Origin of the sequence: Variovorax sp. J2P1-31, from assembly GCF_030317215.1 — a bacterium.
GTDB lineage: Bacteria > Pseudomonadota > Gammaproteobacteria > Burkholderiales > Burkholderiaceae_C > Variovorax.
Genome location: NZ_JASZYA010000001.1, coordinates 1,516,237 through 1,531,216, shown reverse-complemented (window position 1 = coordinate 1,531,216; position 14,980 = coordinate 1,516,237). Strand labels below are relative to the sequence as shown.

Here is a 14,980-nt window from a genome sequence, read left to right as displayed (position 1 = left end):
GTCTTTTCCTTGTTTTCTGATGGTTCAGTTCACGCGACGCGGCGCTCGCGGCCGGCCCAGAAGGGCTCGCGCAACTGGAATTTCTGCAGCTTGCCCGCGGCCGACAGCGGCAGCGCATCGCGGAACTCCACGCTGCGCGGCGATTTGTAGCCCGCGATCTGGCTGCGGCAATGGGCGATCAGCGCATCCGCTTCGAGCGTCGCGCCCGGGCGCAGCACCACCACCGCGTGCACCCGCTCGCCCCACTTGTCGTCGGGCACGCCGATCACGGCCGACATCAGCACCTGGGGCAATTGCGCGATGGCGTTCTCGACCTCGGCCGAGTAGACGTTCTCGCCGCCGCTCACGATCATGTCCTTGATGCGATCGACCACGAACAGGAAGCCGTGCGCATCCACATAGCCGCCGTCGCCGGTGTGCATCCAGCCGCCGCGCAGCGCCTCTTCGGTCTCCCTGGGCTTGTTCCAGTAGCCGCGCATGACCATCGGCCCGCGCGCCACGATCTCGCCGACCTGGCCGGTGGGCACCTCGTTGTCCTCGCCGTCGACGATGCGGATCTCGGCCATGGGCAGCGGCGTGCCGGTCGAGCGCAGCAGGCGTTCGCGGTCGGGGCCAGGCAGGTGGCAGTGCGGCTGCAGCACCGCCACCGTGGGCGAGAGCTCGGTCATGCCGTAGGCCTGCGAGAAGCCCGCGCGCGGCAATGCGAGCATGGCCTTCTCGAGCAGCGGCACGTCGATGGGCGCGGCGCCGTAGAGCATCAGGTCCAGGCTCGACAGGTCGAACTCGGCGAAACGCGGATGCTCGATCAGCCGCTTGATCATGGTCGGCACCAGGAAGGTCTCGGTCGCGCGCGCGGACTCGATGGCCTGCAGGATGCCCACTTCGTCGAACATCGGCAGCACGTGCTGGGGCGCGAGCCGCAGCATCGCCTGGATCGACAGGCCGCAGCCGGCCACGTGGAACATGGGCGTGGTGATCACGATCGCGGGCTTCTGCGCGGTGCGCGGCAGCGCCGCGATCGAGCCCAGCGCGTCGATGTAGAGGTTGCCGTGCGTGAGCATCACGCCCTTGGGCCGGCCGGTGGTGCCGCCGGTGTACATGATGGCCGCCAGCTCGTCGGCGCTGTGCGGCGCGTCCTCGCAGGGCGCGCTCTTCTCGAGCAGCGCCTCGTAGCCCAGCATGCCCTCGGGCACCGGGCCGTCGCCGCAATAGACCACGGTGCGCAGCGAGCTCGACAGCGCGCGCAGCTCGGCCGCCAGCGGCGCGAAGGCGTCGTCGACCAGCAGGATGCGGGTGTCGCAGTCGTCGAGCGAGTACGCGACCTCCTTGGGGTTCCAGCGGATGTTGACCGGGTTGATCACGCCGCCGCCCCACCAGGTGCCGAAGAAGAACTCGACGAAGCGATGCGAGTTGAAGCTCATCATGCCGACGCGCTCGCCCGGCCCCATGCCGAGCGCGCGCAGCGCCGCGCCGAGGCGGGCCACGCGGTCGGTGAAACGGCCGAAGCTCAACCGGTGCTCGCCGAAGACCACGGCCATGGCTTCGGGCTTCTCGCGCCGGCCCTTGTGCAGGGGTTGGGTCAGGATCATGTCTTGTGTCTCCTCGTTCTTGGTGTTTCTACAGGTGCGTCAGCCGACTCTTCGGTCGTGCCCGGCCCAATGCGGCTCGCGCAGCTTGTACTTCATGACCTTGCCCGCGCCCGAGATCGGCAGCGCATCGACGAACTCGATGCTGCGCGGGCATTTGTAGCCCGCGATCAGCGTGCGGCAGTGGGCGATCAGCGCGTCGGCATCGTCGCTGGCGCCGGGCTTGCGCACCACCACCGCGTGCACGCCCTCGCCCCAGGTCGCGCTGGGCACGCCGATCACCGCCACCGCGGCCACGCCGGGGTGGCCCGCGAGCGCGCCCTCGACCTCGGCGCAGTAGACGTTCTCGCCGCCGCTCACGATCATGTCCTTGAAGCGGTCGACGATGAAGACGAAACCCTGCGCATCCATGCGGCCGGCGTCGCCGGTGTGCATCCAGCCCTCGCGCAGCGCGGCGGCGGTCTGCGCGGGCAGGTTCCAGTAGCCCTGCATCACGCAGGGGCTGCGCACCATCAGTTCGCCGACCTCGCCGCGCGGCAGCTCGCGGCCGTCGGCGTCGCCGATGCGCAGGTCGACGCCCGCGAGCGCCTGGCCCGCCGACGACAGCTTGCCCAGCTTGCGGCCCTCGGGCGTGTGGTAGCGGCTCGTGAGGTAGCTCACGCCGGCCGAGAGCTCGGTCATGCCGTAGCCCTGCGCGAACTCGGCCTGCGGGAACATCGCGAAGGCGCGTTCGAGCAGCGCCTCGGTGATCGGCGAGGCGCCGTAGCCCACGAACTGCACGCTCGACAGGTCGGCCTGGGCGGTGCGCGGATCGTCCACCAGCACCTGCAGCATCGCGGGCACCGCCATCAGGTGCGAGCTGCGGTCGCGCGCGATGGCGGCCAGCATGGCGTCGACCGAGAAGCCCGGCACGATGACCTGGGTGCAGCCCGCGACCACGCCGCGCAGCAGGAAGGACAGCCCGGCCAGGTGGAACAGCGGCGCCACCTGCAGCAGGCGCGCGCGCTCGTCGAAGTAGGCGCCCAGCAGCGAGATCTGCGAGTTCAGCGCCAGTGCCGAATGGCTCAGCATCACGCCCTTGGGCCGGCCGGTGGTGCCGCCGGTGTAGAACACGCCCGCCAGGTCCTCGCCGTTGCGCAGCGCATCGGGCACCGCTTCGCTCTCGCGCAGCAGGGTTTCCCAGTCGTGCAGGCCTTCGGGCGCGGTGCCCTCGCCCATGTAGATGCAGGTCGTCAGCGCCTTCGACTGCGCGCGCAGCGTGCCCAGCACCGGCACGAAGGCGTCGTCGACGCACAGGATCGCGGTGCCGCAGTCGTCGAGCGAATGCACCATCTCGGTCGCGCTCCAGCGCGTGTTGACCGGGTTGACCACGCCGCCGGCCCACCACACGGCCAGGTAGTACTCGAGCGTGCGGTCCGAGTTGAGCGCGAGCATGCCCACGCGGTCGCCGGCCTGCAGGCCCAGGCGCTGCAGCGCGCCGGCCAGGCGGGCCACGCGGTGGCCCAGTTCGCCGTACGTGCGGCTGCGGCCCTGGAACAGCGTGGCCGTGGCCTCGGGACGGAGTTGCACCGCGCGGTGCAGGGCCTGCGTCAGGTAGAGCTTCATGTCTTGTCGCCCTCAGCCGGCCGACGCGCGGCGGTCTTCGGCCCAGCGGCGCAGCAGCGCGGCACCGTCCTCGAGGCCGGCGTCGCCCGCGGCGCGGGGCGTGGCCGGCGGCGTGCGGCTGAAGCGCGGCGCGGGGGCCGGGTGCGCCACGCCGCCCACGTCGACGAAGGTGCCGCGCGCCACGTTGTGCGCATGCGCCGGCGCCTCGTCCCAGTCGAGCACCGGCGCGAAGCAGGCGTCGCTGCCCTCGAGCAGCACGCACCATTCGTCGCGCGTGCGGGTGCGGAACACGTCGGCCATGCGCAGCTTGAGCAGCGGCCAGCGGGCGGCGTCCATCTGGGCGTCGAAGGCCGGGTCGTCGGCGATGCCGCAGCGCTCGCGCAGCAAGGCGTAGAACTGCGGCTCGATGGCGCCGACCGCCACGTACTTGCCGTCGGCGCAGGCATAGGTGTCGTAGAAGTGCGCGCCGCCGTCGAGCAGGTTCTCGCCACGCTGGTTGCTCCACTGGCCGGCCGCCTTGAAGCCGTAGAACATGGCCGAGAGCAGCGCCGCGCCGTCGGTCATGGCGGCATCGATCACCTGGCCGCGGCCCGAGCGCTGCGCTTCGTAGAGCGCGCTCAGCACGCCGACGGCCAGCAGCATCGCGCCGCCGCCGAAGTCGCCCACGTAGTTGAGCGGCGCCACCGGCGCCTCGCCCGAGCGGCCGATGGCGTGCAGCGCGCCGCTGATCGCGATGTAGTTGATGTCGTGCCCCGCGGCCTGGGCCAGCGGGCCGTGCTGGCCCCAGCCCGTCATGCGGCCGTAGACCAGCCGGGGGTTGCGCGCATGGCAGGCCTCGGGCCCGAGGCCCAGGCGCTCCATCACGCCGGGGCGGAAGCCCTCGATCAGCACGTCGGCGCCGGCCACGATGTCCAGCACCTGCTGCGCCGCGCCCTCGGCGCGCAGGTCGATGGCCACCGTGCCGCGGCTGCGCGTGAGGATGTCGTTCGGGTCGGCGGCCGTGCCGGGCCGCGTGATGCGGATCACCTCGGCGCCCATGTCGGCGAACAGCATCGCGCAGAACGGACCCGGGCCGATGCCGGCCATCTCGATCACCCGAAGCCCCTGGAGCGGACCTGCCATGTTTGATGTCTCCTGTGGCCCCCGCGGGCGGCCTGTTGGTATGGAAGGCATCTTGGCGCCACGGCGGCGCGGCTCGCATCGTCGAAAGCGACGAAGTTGGGGGGCCCAGGGCCCGGCCGCGCCCTCCCCTAAGATGGCCCCGCGATCACGCTTTCCAGCGGCCCACCGGAGACATCCCCCCATGGCATTCGTCTACTCGTCCTTCAACGACCATCTGGCCACCCTGCCGGACCCGCATGCGCGCCACGGCGCCGCCCTGCGGGCCGCTGTCGAACAGGCGGTGCGCAGGCCCTCCAATGCCGATCTGTCGGCCTTCCTGTTCCTGCCCGACCAGGCCGATCACCCGGACCATGAGGATGCGGCGCAGGTCTTCGCCCAGGCGGTCGAGCAGATGTACGGCCCCAAGCCCTGGATCAGCGACGAGATCCCGCTGCTCTTCGTCGGCTACCACGCGATGAACCGGCTGAGCGGCCGCCGCACCGCGCAGGGCCTGCTGCTGAGCGACCAGGCGATCTACGTGCAGGACGATTTCACGGTGCTCTCGTCCGCGCCGCCGCCAGCCGAGGGCCACGCCCTGCCCGCGCGCGCCGACGACGCCGGCGCCTTCGTCGCGGTGCTGCTCGCGCGCTACAAGGCCTGGAAGGACTGGAGCGCGCTGGCCGAGCGCCCGGAAGCCGCCCTGACCAGCCGGCTCGACGTGCTGCTGACCTCGGTGCTCCGGACGGTGCTGGACTACCACGCGCAGCACCAGAGCCAGCGCCAGGCCCCGGAGCGCAGCTGGACCCTGGGCGGCCTGATCGCCGACCACGGCGCGGCCGACACGCTGCTGGACCCCGCCAACCCCAAGCTGGCCAAGAAGCTGGGCAAGGTCGTCGACAAGTTCCAGATCCCGAATGCGGAAGCGCTGCAGTTCGCGCTGGTGGATTTCCCGCTGTTCGGCGGCCCCTACGGCCTCGCGCTGACCGCGCAGGCGCTGCACAGCAAGGACCTGATGGAGGCGCCGGTCCGCATCGAGCTGGCGCGGCTCGACGCGCGTTCGCTGCGCCTGTCGGAGAAGGGCGACCAGCTGTTGAACAACGTGGAGGCGACCCTGACGCTGCCCGCGCACGCCGACACCGCGCTCAAGGGCCCGTTCATCGCGCTGCTGCAGCAGGAGATTCTCCGGCTGCAGGCCATGCGCTGAGCCTCAGATCGGCGGGTAGGCGCCGGTGCCGCCCGGCCAGGCCGTGAGCACCTCGTAGCCTTCGGGCGTGACGGCCACCATGTGCTCCCACTGGGCGGACAGCGACCGGTCCTTCGTCACCACGGTCCACCCGTCGGGCAGTTGCCGCGTGCCGGCCTGGCCGGCGTTGAGCATCGGCTCGATGGTGAAGACCATCCCCGCTTCGAGCTTCAGGCCCTCGCCGCGCCGGCCGTAGTGCAGCACGTTGGGCTCGTCGTGGTAGATCTGGCCGATGCCGTGCCCGCAGTATTCGCGCACCACGCTGAAATGCTCGCGCTGCGCCACCGACTGGATCGCATGGCCGATGTCGCCCAGCGTCGCGCCCGGCCGGACCTGCCGGATGCCGGCCCGCAGCGCTTCGTAGGTGGTCTCCACCAGGCGCCGCGCCAGCACGCCGGGTTCGCCGACGAAGAACATCCGGCTGGTGTCGCCGAACCAGCCGTCCTTGATCACCGCCACGTCGATGTTGACGATGTCGCCCTTCTTGAGGACCTTGTCGGGCGAGGGAATGCCGTGGCACACCACCTGGTTGACGGAGGTGAGGATGGTCTTGGGATAGCCCTGGTAGCCCACGTTGGCCGGAATCGCGCCCTGGACCTTCACGATGTGCTCGTGGCAGATCCGGTCCAGCGCCTCGGTGCTTACGCCCGGCACCACATGGGGCTCGATCATGGCCAGCACCTCGGCGGCCAGGCCCGCGGCCCGGCGCGACATCGCGAGGCCCTCGGCGCCGTGGATGGGAACGGTGCGCGCCATCAGTGCTTGCCGGCGCGCGCCGCGACCGGCTTGGCGGCGGAGGGCGTCGCGGCCATCGTGATGTCCAGCCCGCCCGCGAGCTCGGCCCGGATCAGCAGCTGGCAGATCTCCCGGTGGTCCAGCTCCGGATGCATCTCGGTCAGCATGCCGACGCGCATCCAGTGCTCCGCCTGTGCGTTGATGGACCTGCTGAGTGCATTGCCCGCGACCCGCAGGTTCTCGTGCATCAGGTCTGAAATCTTGACGATACCCATGGCCCACCTCTATATGAAACGTATGCGAATTATATACGGTTCATGTGGTCCCGTGATGCCGAGGCGTCACGCCTGGCGACGGCCTCGCCTGCGCCGCAACGGTGGTTGTGGCGGTGGGCGCCGACGTGTACGCTGCCCTGGTGCCGGCGAACCGGTCGCCGCAGGAGGTCCACAGCATGATCACGCTCTACGGATTCGGCCGCATCTTTCCCGAGGGCCATGGCGAGACCAAGGACCTCTGGGCGCAGTGGGCGCTCGAGGAGACCGGCCTGCCCTACCGCGTCCACGCGCTCGACCACACCGGCGGCGAGCTCGACGGCGAGGCCTACCGCCGGCTCAGCCCCTTCCGCCAGGCACCGGTGATCGACGACGACGGCTTCGTGGTGGCCGAATCGGCGGCCATCGCGCTCTACCTGGCCGAGAAGTCCGGCCAGCTGATCCCCGGCGACCTCCAGGGGCGCACCCACGTCGTCCAATGGTGCTTCGCCGCCGTCGCCACCGTGGGCACCACGCTGGTCTGCATGGACCTGATCGGGATGTTCGACAGCGGCAAGGCCGCGCCCCGGCTGCACGCCGAACTGCCGCAGCTCGCCGACCGCTGGCTCGGCGAACTCGATCGACACCTGAAAGGCCGCGAATGGCTCGCCGGCACCGGGTTCACGGTGGCCGACCTGATGATGGCCAGCGTGCTGCGCGGCATCCGCCACTCCGATCTGCTGGCACCGCACCCGCGGGTCCAGGCCTTCTACGATCGCTGCCGCGCGCGCCCGGCCTTCGAGCGTGCGCGCGTGCGCTACGCAGAGCGCCTCGGTGTGCGCGTGGACGACATCCGCTAGGGTCTGGCCTTAGGCCCGCAACCAGATCCTGAGCGTGACATACACCGCGTAGCCCAGCGCGAGCACGCACCACAGCAGGAAGAGCACGTTGGCCCAGTAGTCGCCGGGCGACGCCGCCAGGGTGTAGAGCTGCCCGGCGCAGCCCTTGCCGACGCACGGGACCTCGCCCCGCACCAGGGCGCGCAGCATGGAAAAGAAGAGAAAGCAGGCGACGGCGGCCGCCACCAGCAGCCCCGCGGGCCCCGCCAGTCCCGGGGTCAATTCGCCCTTCTCGTCACGGTAACCCTTGCGCAGCAGCCGCTGGCCGACGTGGTACCAGGCGAATCCGAGCAGCAGCAACGCGGTGTAGTAGAGGAAGGGGCGCATGTCCTGTGGCGGTGAAGAGCAAAACCGGTTGGCAGCGATCGTAGCCTTGCCGCCGGATGTTCTTGCCTGAACCCGCGCGCGGGTGGAGCATGCAGTCGCGTGCTCTTTTTCATCGACCCCCACCAGGAGACATCCCATGTCCAGCCATGTCTACAAGACGCTCGAACTCACCGGCTCCTCGCCCGCGGGCATCGAGGACGCGGTGCAGACCGCCATCGCCAAGGCCCACGAGACCGTGCGCAACATCCAGTGGTTCACGGTGACCGAGACCCGCGGCCATGTGGTCGAGGGCAAGGTGGCGCACTGGCAGGTCACGCTGAAGATCGGCTTCACGCTGGAGTGAAGCCGGTCTTCTAAGTACGACGCGCCCGATGGTCGGGCACCGCGGCCATCAGTTCGCGGGTGTAGGCATGGGCCGGCGCGTCCAGCACGGCCTCGGCCGCGCCCTGCTCCACCAGCCGGCCGCGCTGCATCACGCCGATGCGGTCGCACATGTGGCGGATCACCGCCAGGTTGTGGCTGATCAGCAGATAGGTCAGGCCGAATTCCTGCTGCAGGTCGCGCATCAGGTTGAGCACCTGCGCCTGCACCGAGACGTCGAGCGACGAGGTAGGTTCGTCGCAGACGATGAACTCGGGCTGGCTGGCGAGCGCACGCGCGATCGCGATGCGCTGGCGCTGCCCGCCCGAGAACTGGTGCGGGTACTTGCGGCCGTCGTCGGGCGACATGCGCACGCGGCGCAGCGCATCGGCCACGCGCGCCTCGGTCTCGTCCGCGCTGCCCGCCAGGCCGAGCACCTCGACCGGTTCGGCGATCAGTTGGTCCACCCGCCAGCGCGGGTTCAGGCTCGCATAGGGGTCCTGGAAGATCATCTGGAAGCGGCGACGCAAGGCGGCCGTCTCGTTGGGGCCGCCCCAGCGGTCGATGCCGTCGAAGAGCACGCGCCCGGCCGTCGGCTTCGTGAGGCCGGCGATCATCCGGGCCACGGTCGACTTGCCCGAGCCCGACTCGCCGACCAGGCCGAAGGTGCTGCCGCGCGCGATGTCGAAGTGCACGTCCTCGGCCGCGCGCAGCAGCTTGCGCGGCTGGCGCACCAACGTGCGCACCAGCCAGCCGGCCGAGAGGTCGAACTCGCGCGTGAGGCCCTGCACCTGGATCAGCGGCGCGGCCGATGCGTCGGCGGCCCTGGCCGTGCGAGCGAGCGCGGGGACCGGCAGCGCGCTGTCCGAACCGATCTCCGGCACCGGCAGCCGGTCGATGCGCTCGTGCACCGAGGGGATCGCGGCCATCAGCGCGCGCGTGTAGGGCTCGCGCGGCGCGTCCAGCACCGCGCGCACCGGGCCGGTCTCGCGCACGCGGCCGCGGTACATCACCATCACGCGGTCGGCGGCTTCGGCGATCACGCCCATGTCGTGCGTGATCAGCAGGGCGGCCGTGCCGCGCTCGCGGCAGACCCGGCGGAACACGCGGATCACCTGCGCCTGCACCGACACGTCGAGCGCGGTCGTGGGCTCGTCGGCGATCAGCAGCTGGGGCTCGGCGCACAGGGCCAGCGCGATCGCCACGCGCTGGCGCATGCCGCCGGAGAACTGGTGCGGGTACTGGCGGATGCGCAGTTCCGGGTCGGGGATCTCGACATCGGCGAGCAGTGCCAACGCGCGGCGGAAGGCCTCCTTCTCGCTCACCGGCAGGTGGGTGCGGATGGTCTCCACCAGGTGCCGGCCGATCGGATAAACCGGGTTGAGGCTGGTCAGCGGGTCCTGGAACACGCTGCCGATGCGGCGCCCGCGCAGCCGCCGCAGGTCTTCGCCGCGCAGCGTGTCGATGCGCTCGCCGTGCAGCTCGACCGTGCCGCCCGCGATGCGCCCCGGCGGCTCGATCAGGCCGATGACGGCTGCGCCGGTCATGGACTTGCCCGCGCCCGACTCGCCCACCACGCCCAGGATCTCGCCCGGCGCGATGTCGAAGGAGACGCCGTCGAGCACCCGCATCACGCCGCGGTGGGTGTCGAATTCGACGCTCAGGTCGCGCACGCGCAGCACGGCGCCCTGCTCTCTTTGCGCGGTCATTGGAGTCTGGGGTTGAGCGCGTCGCGCAGCCAGTCGGCGACCAGGTTGACGGACAGCGCCAGGGCCAGCAGCACCAGCCCCGGGAACAGCAGGATCCACCACTCGCCGGAGAACAGGAAGCCCTGGCCGATGCGGATCAGCGTGCCCAGCGAGGGCTGCGTGGGCGGCAGCCCGACGCCCAGGTAGGAGAGCGTGGACTCGGCCACGATGGCCAGCGCGAAGCTGATGGCCGCGATGACCAGCACCGGCGCCAGCAGGTTCGGCAGGATGTGGTGCAGCAGGATGCCGCCGGGCGAGCGGCCGATGATCCGCGCGGCCGCCACATAGTCCTTGTGCTTCTCGACCAGCACCGCGCCGCGCACCGTGCGCGCGTACTGCACCCAGTCCGAGAGTCCGATGGCCGCGACGATCACGTACACCGCCATGTCGTCGCGGTAGCCCTCGGGCAGCAGGCCGCGCGCGATGCCGAAGATCAAGAGCGCCACCAGCAACACCGGGAAGGTCAGCTGCACGTCGGCCACCCGCATCACCAGCGTGTCGAACCATCCGCCCGCATAGCCCGCGGCCAGGCCCAGCGGCACGCCGATGGCCAGCGACAGCGCCACCGCGGACACGCCCACCAGCAGCGACATGCGCAGGCCGTAGAGGATGGCCGAGAAGACGTCGCGGCCCTGGTCGTCGGCGCCCAGCGGATAGAAGGCACCCGTGATGCCCTGCTGCCACGGGGGCGTGAAGGCATCGATGAGGTCGAGGTGGGCCGGGTCGAAGGGATCCTGCCGCGCGATCAGCGGCGCGAACAGCGAGGCGATGGCGATCAGCAGCAGCAGCACGGCCGCCACCTGCACGGTGCGCGAGCGCGCGAAGGCGCGCAGCACCGGCGAATCGGATTGGCGCCAGCGCCGGCGCGGGGCCGCGGCGGCGGCGGAAGGTCGGGAAGAGGACATGGTGAACGGAAGCAATCAGGCGATGCGCAGGCGCGGGTCCACAGCGACATACAGCAGGTCCACCACCCCGTTGATCAGCACATAGAGCAGCGCGATCAGCAGCAGGTAGGCCGCGACCACCGGCACGTCCACGCCCTGGATCGAAGAGATGAACAGCAGGCCCACGCCCGGCCACTGGAACACCGTCTCGGTGACGATGGCGAAGGCGATGAGCGAGCCGATCTGCAGCCCGGTGATGGTGATCACGGGGATCAGCGTGTTGCGCAGCGCATGGCCGTAGTGCAGGTCGCGCGTGCGCAGGCCACGCGCCCGGCCGAAGCGGATGTAGTCCGAGCGCAGCACTTCCAGCATCTCCGCGCGCACCAGCCGCATGATCAGCGTGAGCTTGTAGAAACCCAGCGTGAAGGCCGGCAGCAGCAGCGCGCTCCAGCCCGAGGCGGTGAGCAGACCGGTGCTCCAGGCGCCGATCTTCACCGTCTCGCCGCGGCCGAAGGACGGCAGCCAGCGCAGCTCGACCGCGAACAGGTAGATCAGCCCGATGCCGATCAGGAAGGTGGGCAGCGAAACGCCCACCAGCGACACCGTCATGATCGCGCGGCTCAGCGCGCCGTCGCGGTGGATCGCGGTGTACACGCCCAGGGCGATGCCGCCCGCGATCGCGAAGACTGCGGCCACCAGCGCCAGTTCGAGCGTGGCCGGCAGGCGCTCCGCGATCAGCTCGGCCACCGGGCGCTTGAAGCGGTACGAGACGCCCAGGTCGCCCTGCAGCACCTCGCCGAGGTAGCGCAGGTACTGCACCGGCACCGGCCGGTCGAAGCCCAGCCGGGCGGTGAGTTCGGCGCGCTCCTCGAGCGTCGCGTCCTCGCCCAGCAGGCTGATCGTCGGATCGCCGATGTGCCGGAAGACAAGAAAGGAGATCAGCGAGACGGCCAGCAGCACCAGCACGGACTGGCCGAGCCGGCGCAGCAGATGGACCAGCATGCGACGCCTACTTCTTCGCCACCTTCACGAACTTGAAGAAGGGTGTGTTCTCAGGGCTCACCGGGATGTCGAGCCTGGGGTTCGACGCGTAGTTCAGCACCTGGTCGTGCAGCGCGATGTAGAAGCGCTCGGCCTGCACCGTCTGCCAGATGCTCTTGATCGTGGCGTCGCGCTTGGCCTGGTCGCTCTCGGAGGCGAGCGAGACGATCTTCGCGTCGATCTCGGCATTGCTGTAGCCGGTGGCATTGGTCGGGCCGCGGCCGTCCTTGCCGCGGGTGTGGACCAGGTAGTCGAAGATGTAGGCCGAATCGTAGGTGGGCACGCCCCAGCCGAACAGGTAGAAGTCGGTATCGGCCTGGTTGATGGCCGTGCTGTGCAGTGCGATGGGGCGCGCCGCCACCGTGGTCTTGATGCCGATGCGGCCCAGGAAGCCCGAGACCGCGGTGCTGATCGCCTCGTCGTTGACATAGCGGTCGTTCGGCGTGTGCAGGGTGATGCCGAAGCCGTTGGGATAGCCCGCTTCCGCCAGCAGCTTCTTGGCCTGGGCCACGTTGGCCTTCGGGTAGGCAGCGAAGGCCTTCTCGTAGCCGTTGACGAAGCGCGGCGCGATGATGTTCGAGGGAATCGACAGGCCGCGCATCACCGCGGTCTTGATCGCATCGCGATCGATGGCCAGGCCGATGGCCTCGCGCACCCTGGGATCGGCCAGCGGGTTCCTGCCCTTCACGTCCGCGTACTTGAGCTCGTTGGCGCCCACGTTGAGGCCGAGGAAGATCGAACGGTTCTCCGGCCCTTCGGTCACGCGCAGGCTCTTGTCGGCCTTGAGCCGGGCCACGTCCTGCGCCGGCAGGTCCTGCAGGAAGTCGACCTCGCCCGAGAGCAGGGCCGCGACCCGGGTCGCGGGCGACTTGATCGGCAGGTAGACCAGCTCGGTCACCTCGAGCGGGAACTGGCCCCGGCCCCAGTACTGCGGGAACTGCTTGAGCACGGTGCGGCTGTCGACCTCGCGCGAGACCAGCGTGTAGGGCCCGGTGCCGTTCTCGTTGCGGGTGGCGAAGTTCTCGGTCTTGCTGGCCACGTCCTGCGCGGTCTCCGACTTGTTGGCCTTGGCCCAGGCTTCGCTGAGGATGAAGATGTTGCTCAGGTTGTTGGGGAAGATCAGGTTCGGGCCCTTGGTCTTGACCCGCACCGTGAGCGCATCGACCTTGGTGATGGTGTCGACCGAGGACAGCAGCGACTTCAGCTGCGAGGTCGGCGCCTGGGCCCGCTTGAGCGAGAACACCACGTCGTCGGCCGTGAGCAGCGAGCCGTCGTGGAACTTGACGCCGGGGCGCAGCTTGAATTCCCAGACGCTGGGTTCGGTGGTGAGCGTCCACGCGGTGGCGATGGCGCCCTGCAGCTTGCCGTCGGGCAGCCGGATGATCAGCGGTTCGTAGACCTGGTGCAGCAGGTTGAAGTTGGTGCCGGTGTTCACCGCATGGGGATCGAGCGTGGCCGGGTCGGCGCTGCGCGCCCAGCGCACGGTCTCGGCCTGGGCCACGACGGCCGGCATCAGGCCGGCAGCCAACATCATTGCGAGCAGGGTGTGACGAATCAAGTGAAGCCTCGGTGAACAGGAGAAGTGGAGAGGAAGCCGCTTCTGCGCCCATGGCTGGAACGTGAAGGCATGCCGGGCCGCAGTATTGAAGCGGGCATGTCGCGCGTGAAAGAAGCTTTGCGCGCCTGCTCATGCGGAATTCGAGCAAGCCGATCGCATGGGGCCATGCTTGCGTTTGAATTTCGTACAGTCCTGTCCGGCCAGCGCCGAGCGCGCACGCCGTGCGGCGGTGCGAATCCGCCCGGATCGAAAGGACGCCCGATGGAACTCGAACGCTTCGACGAAGGACTGCAGCACCGCCACATCGTGGCCTACGACCCCATTTATTCCGAGGTCTTTGCCCGGGTGCGCGACGAGGTGCACGCGGCCCTCGCGGGCGTGGAACTTTTGCACATCGGCAGCACGGCGATCGTCGGCCTGCGCGGCAAGCCCATGGTCGATGCGGTGGCGATCACCACACGGCCGGACCTGCGCGCCGAGCAGCAGGCCTTCGAGCGCCTGGGCTTCCACCGCCGCCCGGTCTGGGTCGACACCGACGAGAAGCCCTATGTCTGCGCCTCGGTGGTGCTCGCCGGCCGGCGCTTCAATGTCAACGTGCACATCTGCCACCGCGGCGATCCGGTGCACGCGGATTCGCTGGCCTTCATGGCCATCCTGGACCGCCGGCCCGACCTGCGGCTGAAGTACGAAGCCGCCAAGGACCGGGCGCACGCCATCGACCCCGCCGACCCGCAGGTCTACAACCGGGAGAAGGAGGCGGTGATCCGGGAGATCGAGGCGCTGATCGGGCGCCGGTAGCGAGCGCCCTCACCGCCCGCCGAACACCGGCGCCCGCTTCTGCACGAAGGCCGCCGAGGCCTCCTTGAAATCCTCGGTCATGAGCGCCAGCACCTGGGCGCGGTTCTCGAGCTCGATCGCGGCGTCGAGCCCGCCCGCGTCGAGGTTGGCCCACATGATCTGCTTGGTGTGGCGCGTGGCGTAGGGGCTGTTGCGCAGCACCTGCTCGGCCAGCGCCAACGCCTGCGGCAGCAGATCGGTGGCATCGTCCACCAGCCGCGAGACCAGCCCGATGCGTTCGGCCTCCTCGGCCGGGATCGGCCGGCCGGTCAGCATGACTTCGAAGGCGCGCGAGGCACCGATCAGCCGCGGCAGGTGGTAGCTGATGCCGCACTCGCCGGCCGTGAGGCCGATGCGCACCGCGCCCACATGGAAGGCCGCGGCGCGGCTCGCGATGCGGAGGTCCGCGCCGAGCGTGAGCGCGAAGCCCGCGCCCACGGCCACGCCGTTGACGGCCGCGATCACCACCTTGCCCAGCGAGCGCAGCCGACGCACCATGCCCGCGAACAGTTCCTGGCCGGTGCAGTAGTCGGCCACCGAGGGCGGCCCCGTGAGTTCGGCGCCCGTGGCATCGGTCAGCGGGCTGGCCAGGTCCCAGCCGGCGCAGAAGCCGCGGCCCGCGCCGGTGAGCACGAGCACGCGCACGGCGTCGTCCGCGGCCAATCCGTCGAGCATCGCGCAGAGGCGGCGCACCGTCATCTGGCTCAGCGCGTTGAGGCGCTCGGGGCGGTTCAGCGTGACGACCGCGATGCCTTCGTGGCTGCGGTCGAGCTGGATGTCGTCGGTGGCGCTCATCGCGGGTCCG

General features: G+C 70.1%; 15 protein-coding genes. 4 read left to right on the top strand and 11 right to left on the bottom strand.

Translation table 11 applies throughout. From position 1 onward, the window contains the following. Window positions 1-29: 29 nt before the first annotated feature. The 3 genes from QTI20_RS07045 to QTI20_RS07035 are packed head-to-tail and all read right to left on the bottom strand — an operon-like array spanning window position 30 to window position 4,313. Window positions 30-1,589 (bottom strand): long-chain-fatty-acid--CoA ligase, encoded by a 1,560-nt coding sequence (locus QTI20_RS07045; RefSeq protein WP_286548934.1) that lies wholly within the window; start codon window positions 1,587-1,589, stop codon window positions 30-32. A 39-nt stretch (window positions 1,590-1,628) separates the two neighbouring features. After that, window positions 1,629-3,191, bottom strand: coding sequence for a long-chain-fatty-acid--CoA ligase (locus QTI20_RS07040; protein ID WP_286548937.1), 1,563 nt, complete (start codon window positions 3,189-3,191; stop codon window positions 1,629-1,631). Window positions 3,192-3,203: 12 nt separating this feature from the next. Beyond that, on the bottom strand, window positions 3,204-4,313 hold the full coding sequence (locus QTI20_RS07035) for a CaiB/BaiF CoA transferase family protein (RefSeq protein ID WP_286548940.1): 1,110 nt from the start codon (window positions 4,311-4,313) through the stop codon (window positions 3,204-3,206). A gap of 181 nt (window positions 4,314-4,494) precedes the next feature. Here QTI20_RS07035 and QTI20_RS07030 point away from each other — a divergent pair, with 181 nt between their 5' ends. Next, complete coding sequence (locus tag QTI20_RS07030) at window positions 4,495-5,496, top strand: hypothetical protein (RefSeq protein ID WP_286548941.1); 1,002 nt, start codon at window positions 4,495-4,497, stop codon at window positions 5,494-5,496. A 3-nt stretch (window positions 5,497-5,499) separates the two neighbouring features. Here the strand turns inward: QTI20_RS07030 and map are convergent, their stop codons facing one another. Further along, window positions 5,500-6,291, bottom strand: a complete 792-nt coding sequence (gene map, locus QTI20_RS07025; protein WP_286548942.1) for a type I methionyl aminopeptidase — start codon at window positions 6,289-6,291, stop codon at window positions 5,500-5,502. Then, window positions 6,291-6,545 carry a ParD-like family protein gene (locus tag QTI20_RS07020; protein WP_286548943.1) on the bottom strand — a complete coding sequence of 85 codons (255 nt, stop codon included), beginning with the start codon at window positions 6,543-6,545 and terminating at the stop codon, window positions 6,291-6,293. The genes map and QTI20_RS07020 overlap by 1 nt, the downstream gene beginning before the upstream one ends. Window positions 6,546-6,721: 176 nt before the next feature. On the opposite strand from QTI20_RS07020, the gene QTI20_RS07015 reads away from it, so the two are divergent. Beyond that, the gene (locus QTI20_RS07015; protein WP_286548946.1) at window positions 6,722-7,381 is read left to right on the top strand and encodes a glutathione S-transferase family protein; all 660 of its coding nucleotides are present in this window, start codon (window positions 6,722-6,724) and stop codon (window positions 7,379-7,381) included. Between the two features lie 9 nt (window positions 7,382-7,390). Here QTI20_RS07015 and QTI20_RS07010 read toward each other — a convergent pair whose 3' ends face one another. Then, window positions 7,391-7,747 carry a hypothetical protein gene (locus tag QTI20_RS07010; RefSeq protein ID WP_286548948.1) on the bottom strand — a complete coding sequence of 119 codons (357 nt, stop codon included), beginning with the start codon at window positions 7,745-7,747 and terminating at the stop codon, window positions 7,391-7,393. Between the two features lie 136 nt (window positions 7,748-7,883). Here QTI20_RS07010 and QTI20_RS07005 point away from each other — a divergent pair, with 136 nt between their 5' ends. After that, window positions 7,884-8,090: a dodecin gene (locus QTI20_RS07005; protein ID WP_183025803.1), complete on the top strand. Its 207-nt coding sequence runs from the start codon at window positions 7,884-7,886 to the stop codon at window positions 8,088-8,090. Window positions 8,091-8,100: 10 nt separating this feature from the next. On the opposite strand, the gene QTI20_RS07000 is transcribed toward QTI20_RS07005, so the two are convergent. Genes QTI20_RS07000 through QTI20_RS06985 form a run of 4 tightly spaced genes read right to left on the bottom strand, consistent with a single transcriptional unit; the run spans window position 8,101 to window position 13,338 of the window. Further along, entirely contained in the window at window positions 8,101-9,816 is a 1,716-nt protein-coding gene (locus QTI20_RS07000; protein ID WP_286548951.1) for a dipeptide ABC transporter ATP-binding protein, read from the bottom strand. Then, complete coding sequence (locus QTI20_RS06995) at window positions 9,813-10,760, bottom strand: ABC transporter permease (RefSeq protein WP_286548953.1); 948 nt, start codon at window positions 10,758-10,760, stop codon at window positions 9,813-9,815. Before QTI20_RS06995 ends, QTI20_RS07000 begins: the two co-directional genes overlap by 4 nt. A 15-nt stretch (window positions 10,761-10,775) precedes the next feature. After that, entirely contained in the window at window positions 10,776-11,741 is a 966-nt protein-coding gene (locus tag QTI20_RS06990; RefSeq protein ID WP_286548956.1) for an ABC transporter permease, read from the bottom strand. A 7-nt stretch (window positions 11,742-11,748) separates the two neighbouring features. Continuing rightward, on the bottom strand, window positions 11,749-13,338 hold the full coding sequence (locus tag QTI20_RS06985; protein WP_286574166.1) for an ABC transporter substrate-binding protein: 1,590 nt from the start codon (window positions 13,336-13,338) through the stop codon (window positions 11,749-11,751). 261 nt (window positions 13,339-13,599) lie between these two features. On the opposite strand from QTI20_RS06985, the gene QTI20_RS06980 reads away from it, so the two are divergent. Beyond that, entirely contained in the window at window positions 13,600-14,136 is a 537-nt protein-coding gene (locus QTI20_RS06980; RefSeq protein ID WP_286548960.1) for a GrpB family protein, read from the top strand. Window positions 14,137-14,145: 9 nt separating this feature from the next. Here QTI20_RS06980 and QTI20_RS06975 read toward each other — a convergent pair whose 3' ends face one another. Continuing rightward, window positions 14,146-14,970, bottom strand: a complete 825-nt coding sequence (locus QTI20_RS06975; protein WP_286548961.1) for an enoyl-CoA hydratase/isomerase family protein — start codon at window positions 14,968-14,970, stop codon at window positions 14,146-14,148. Window positions 14,971-14,980 lie beyond the last annotated feature (10 nt).

Coding starts and splice junctions, on each gene's coding strand:
- QTI20_RS07030 (WP_286548941.1), top strand. CDS start 4,495: ATGGCATTCGTCTACTCGTCCTTCAACGACCATCTGGCCACCCTGCCG.
- QTI20_RS07005 (WP_183025803.1), top strand. CDS start 7,884: ATGTCCAGCCATGTCTACAAGACGCTCGAACTCACCGGCTCCTCGCCC.
- QTI20_RS07045 (WP_286548934.1), bottom strand. CDS start 1,589: ATGATCCTGACCCAACCCCTGCACAAGGGCCGGCGCGAGAAGCCCGAA.
- QTI20_RS06990 (WP_286548956.1), bottom strand. CDS start 11,741: ATGCTGGTCCATCTGCTGCGCCGGCTCGGCCAGTCCGTGCTGGTGCTG.
- QTI20_RS07040 (WP_286548937.1), bottom strand. CDS start 3,191: ATGAAGCTCTACCTGACGCAGGCCCTGCACCGCGCGGTGCAACTCCGT.
- QTI20_RS07015 (WP_286548946.1), top strand. CDS start 6,722: ATGATCACGCTCTACGGATTCGGCCGCATCTTTCCCGAGGGCCATGGC.
- QTI20_RS06980 (WP_286548960.1), top strand. CDS start 13,600: ATGGAACTCGAACGCTTCGACGAAGGACTGCAGCACCGCCACATCGTG.
- QTI20_RS07020 (WP_286548943.1), bottom strand. CDS start 6,545: ATGGGTATCGTCAAGATTTCAGACCTGATGCACGAGAACCTGCGGGTC.
- QTI20_RS06995 (WP_286548953.1), bottom strand. CDS start 10,760: ATGTCCTCTTCCCGACCTTCCGCCGCCGCCGCGGCCCCGCGCCGGCGC.
- QTI20_RS06975 (WP_286548961.1), bottom strand. CDS start 14,970: ATGAGCGCCACCGACGACATCCAGCTCGACCGCAGCCACGAAGGCATC.
- QTI20_RS07010 (WP_286548948.1), bottom strand. CDS start 7,747: ATGCGCCCCTTCCTCTACTACACCGCGTTGCTGCTGCTCGGATTCGCC.
- map (WP_286548942.1), bottom strand. CDS start 6,291: ATGGCGCGCACCGTTCCCATCCACGGCGCCGAGGGCCTCGCGATGTCG.
- QTI20_RS07035 (WP_286548940.1), bottom strand. CDS start 4,313: ATGGCAGGTCCGCTCCAGGGGCTTCGGGTGATCGAGATGGCCGGCATC.
- QTI20_RS07000 (WP_286548951.1), bottom strand. CDS start 9,816: ATGACCGCGCAAAGAGAGCAGGGCGCCGTGCTGCGCGTGCGCGACCTG.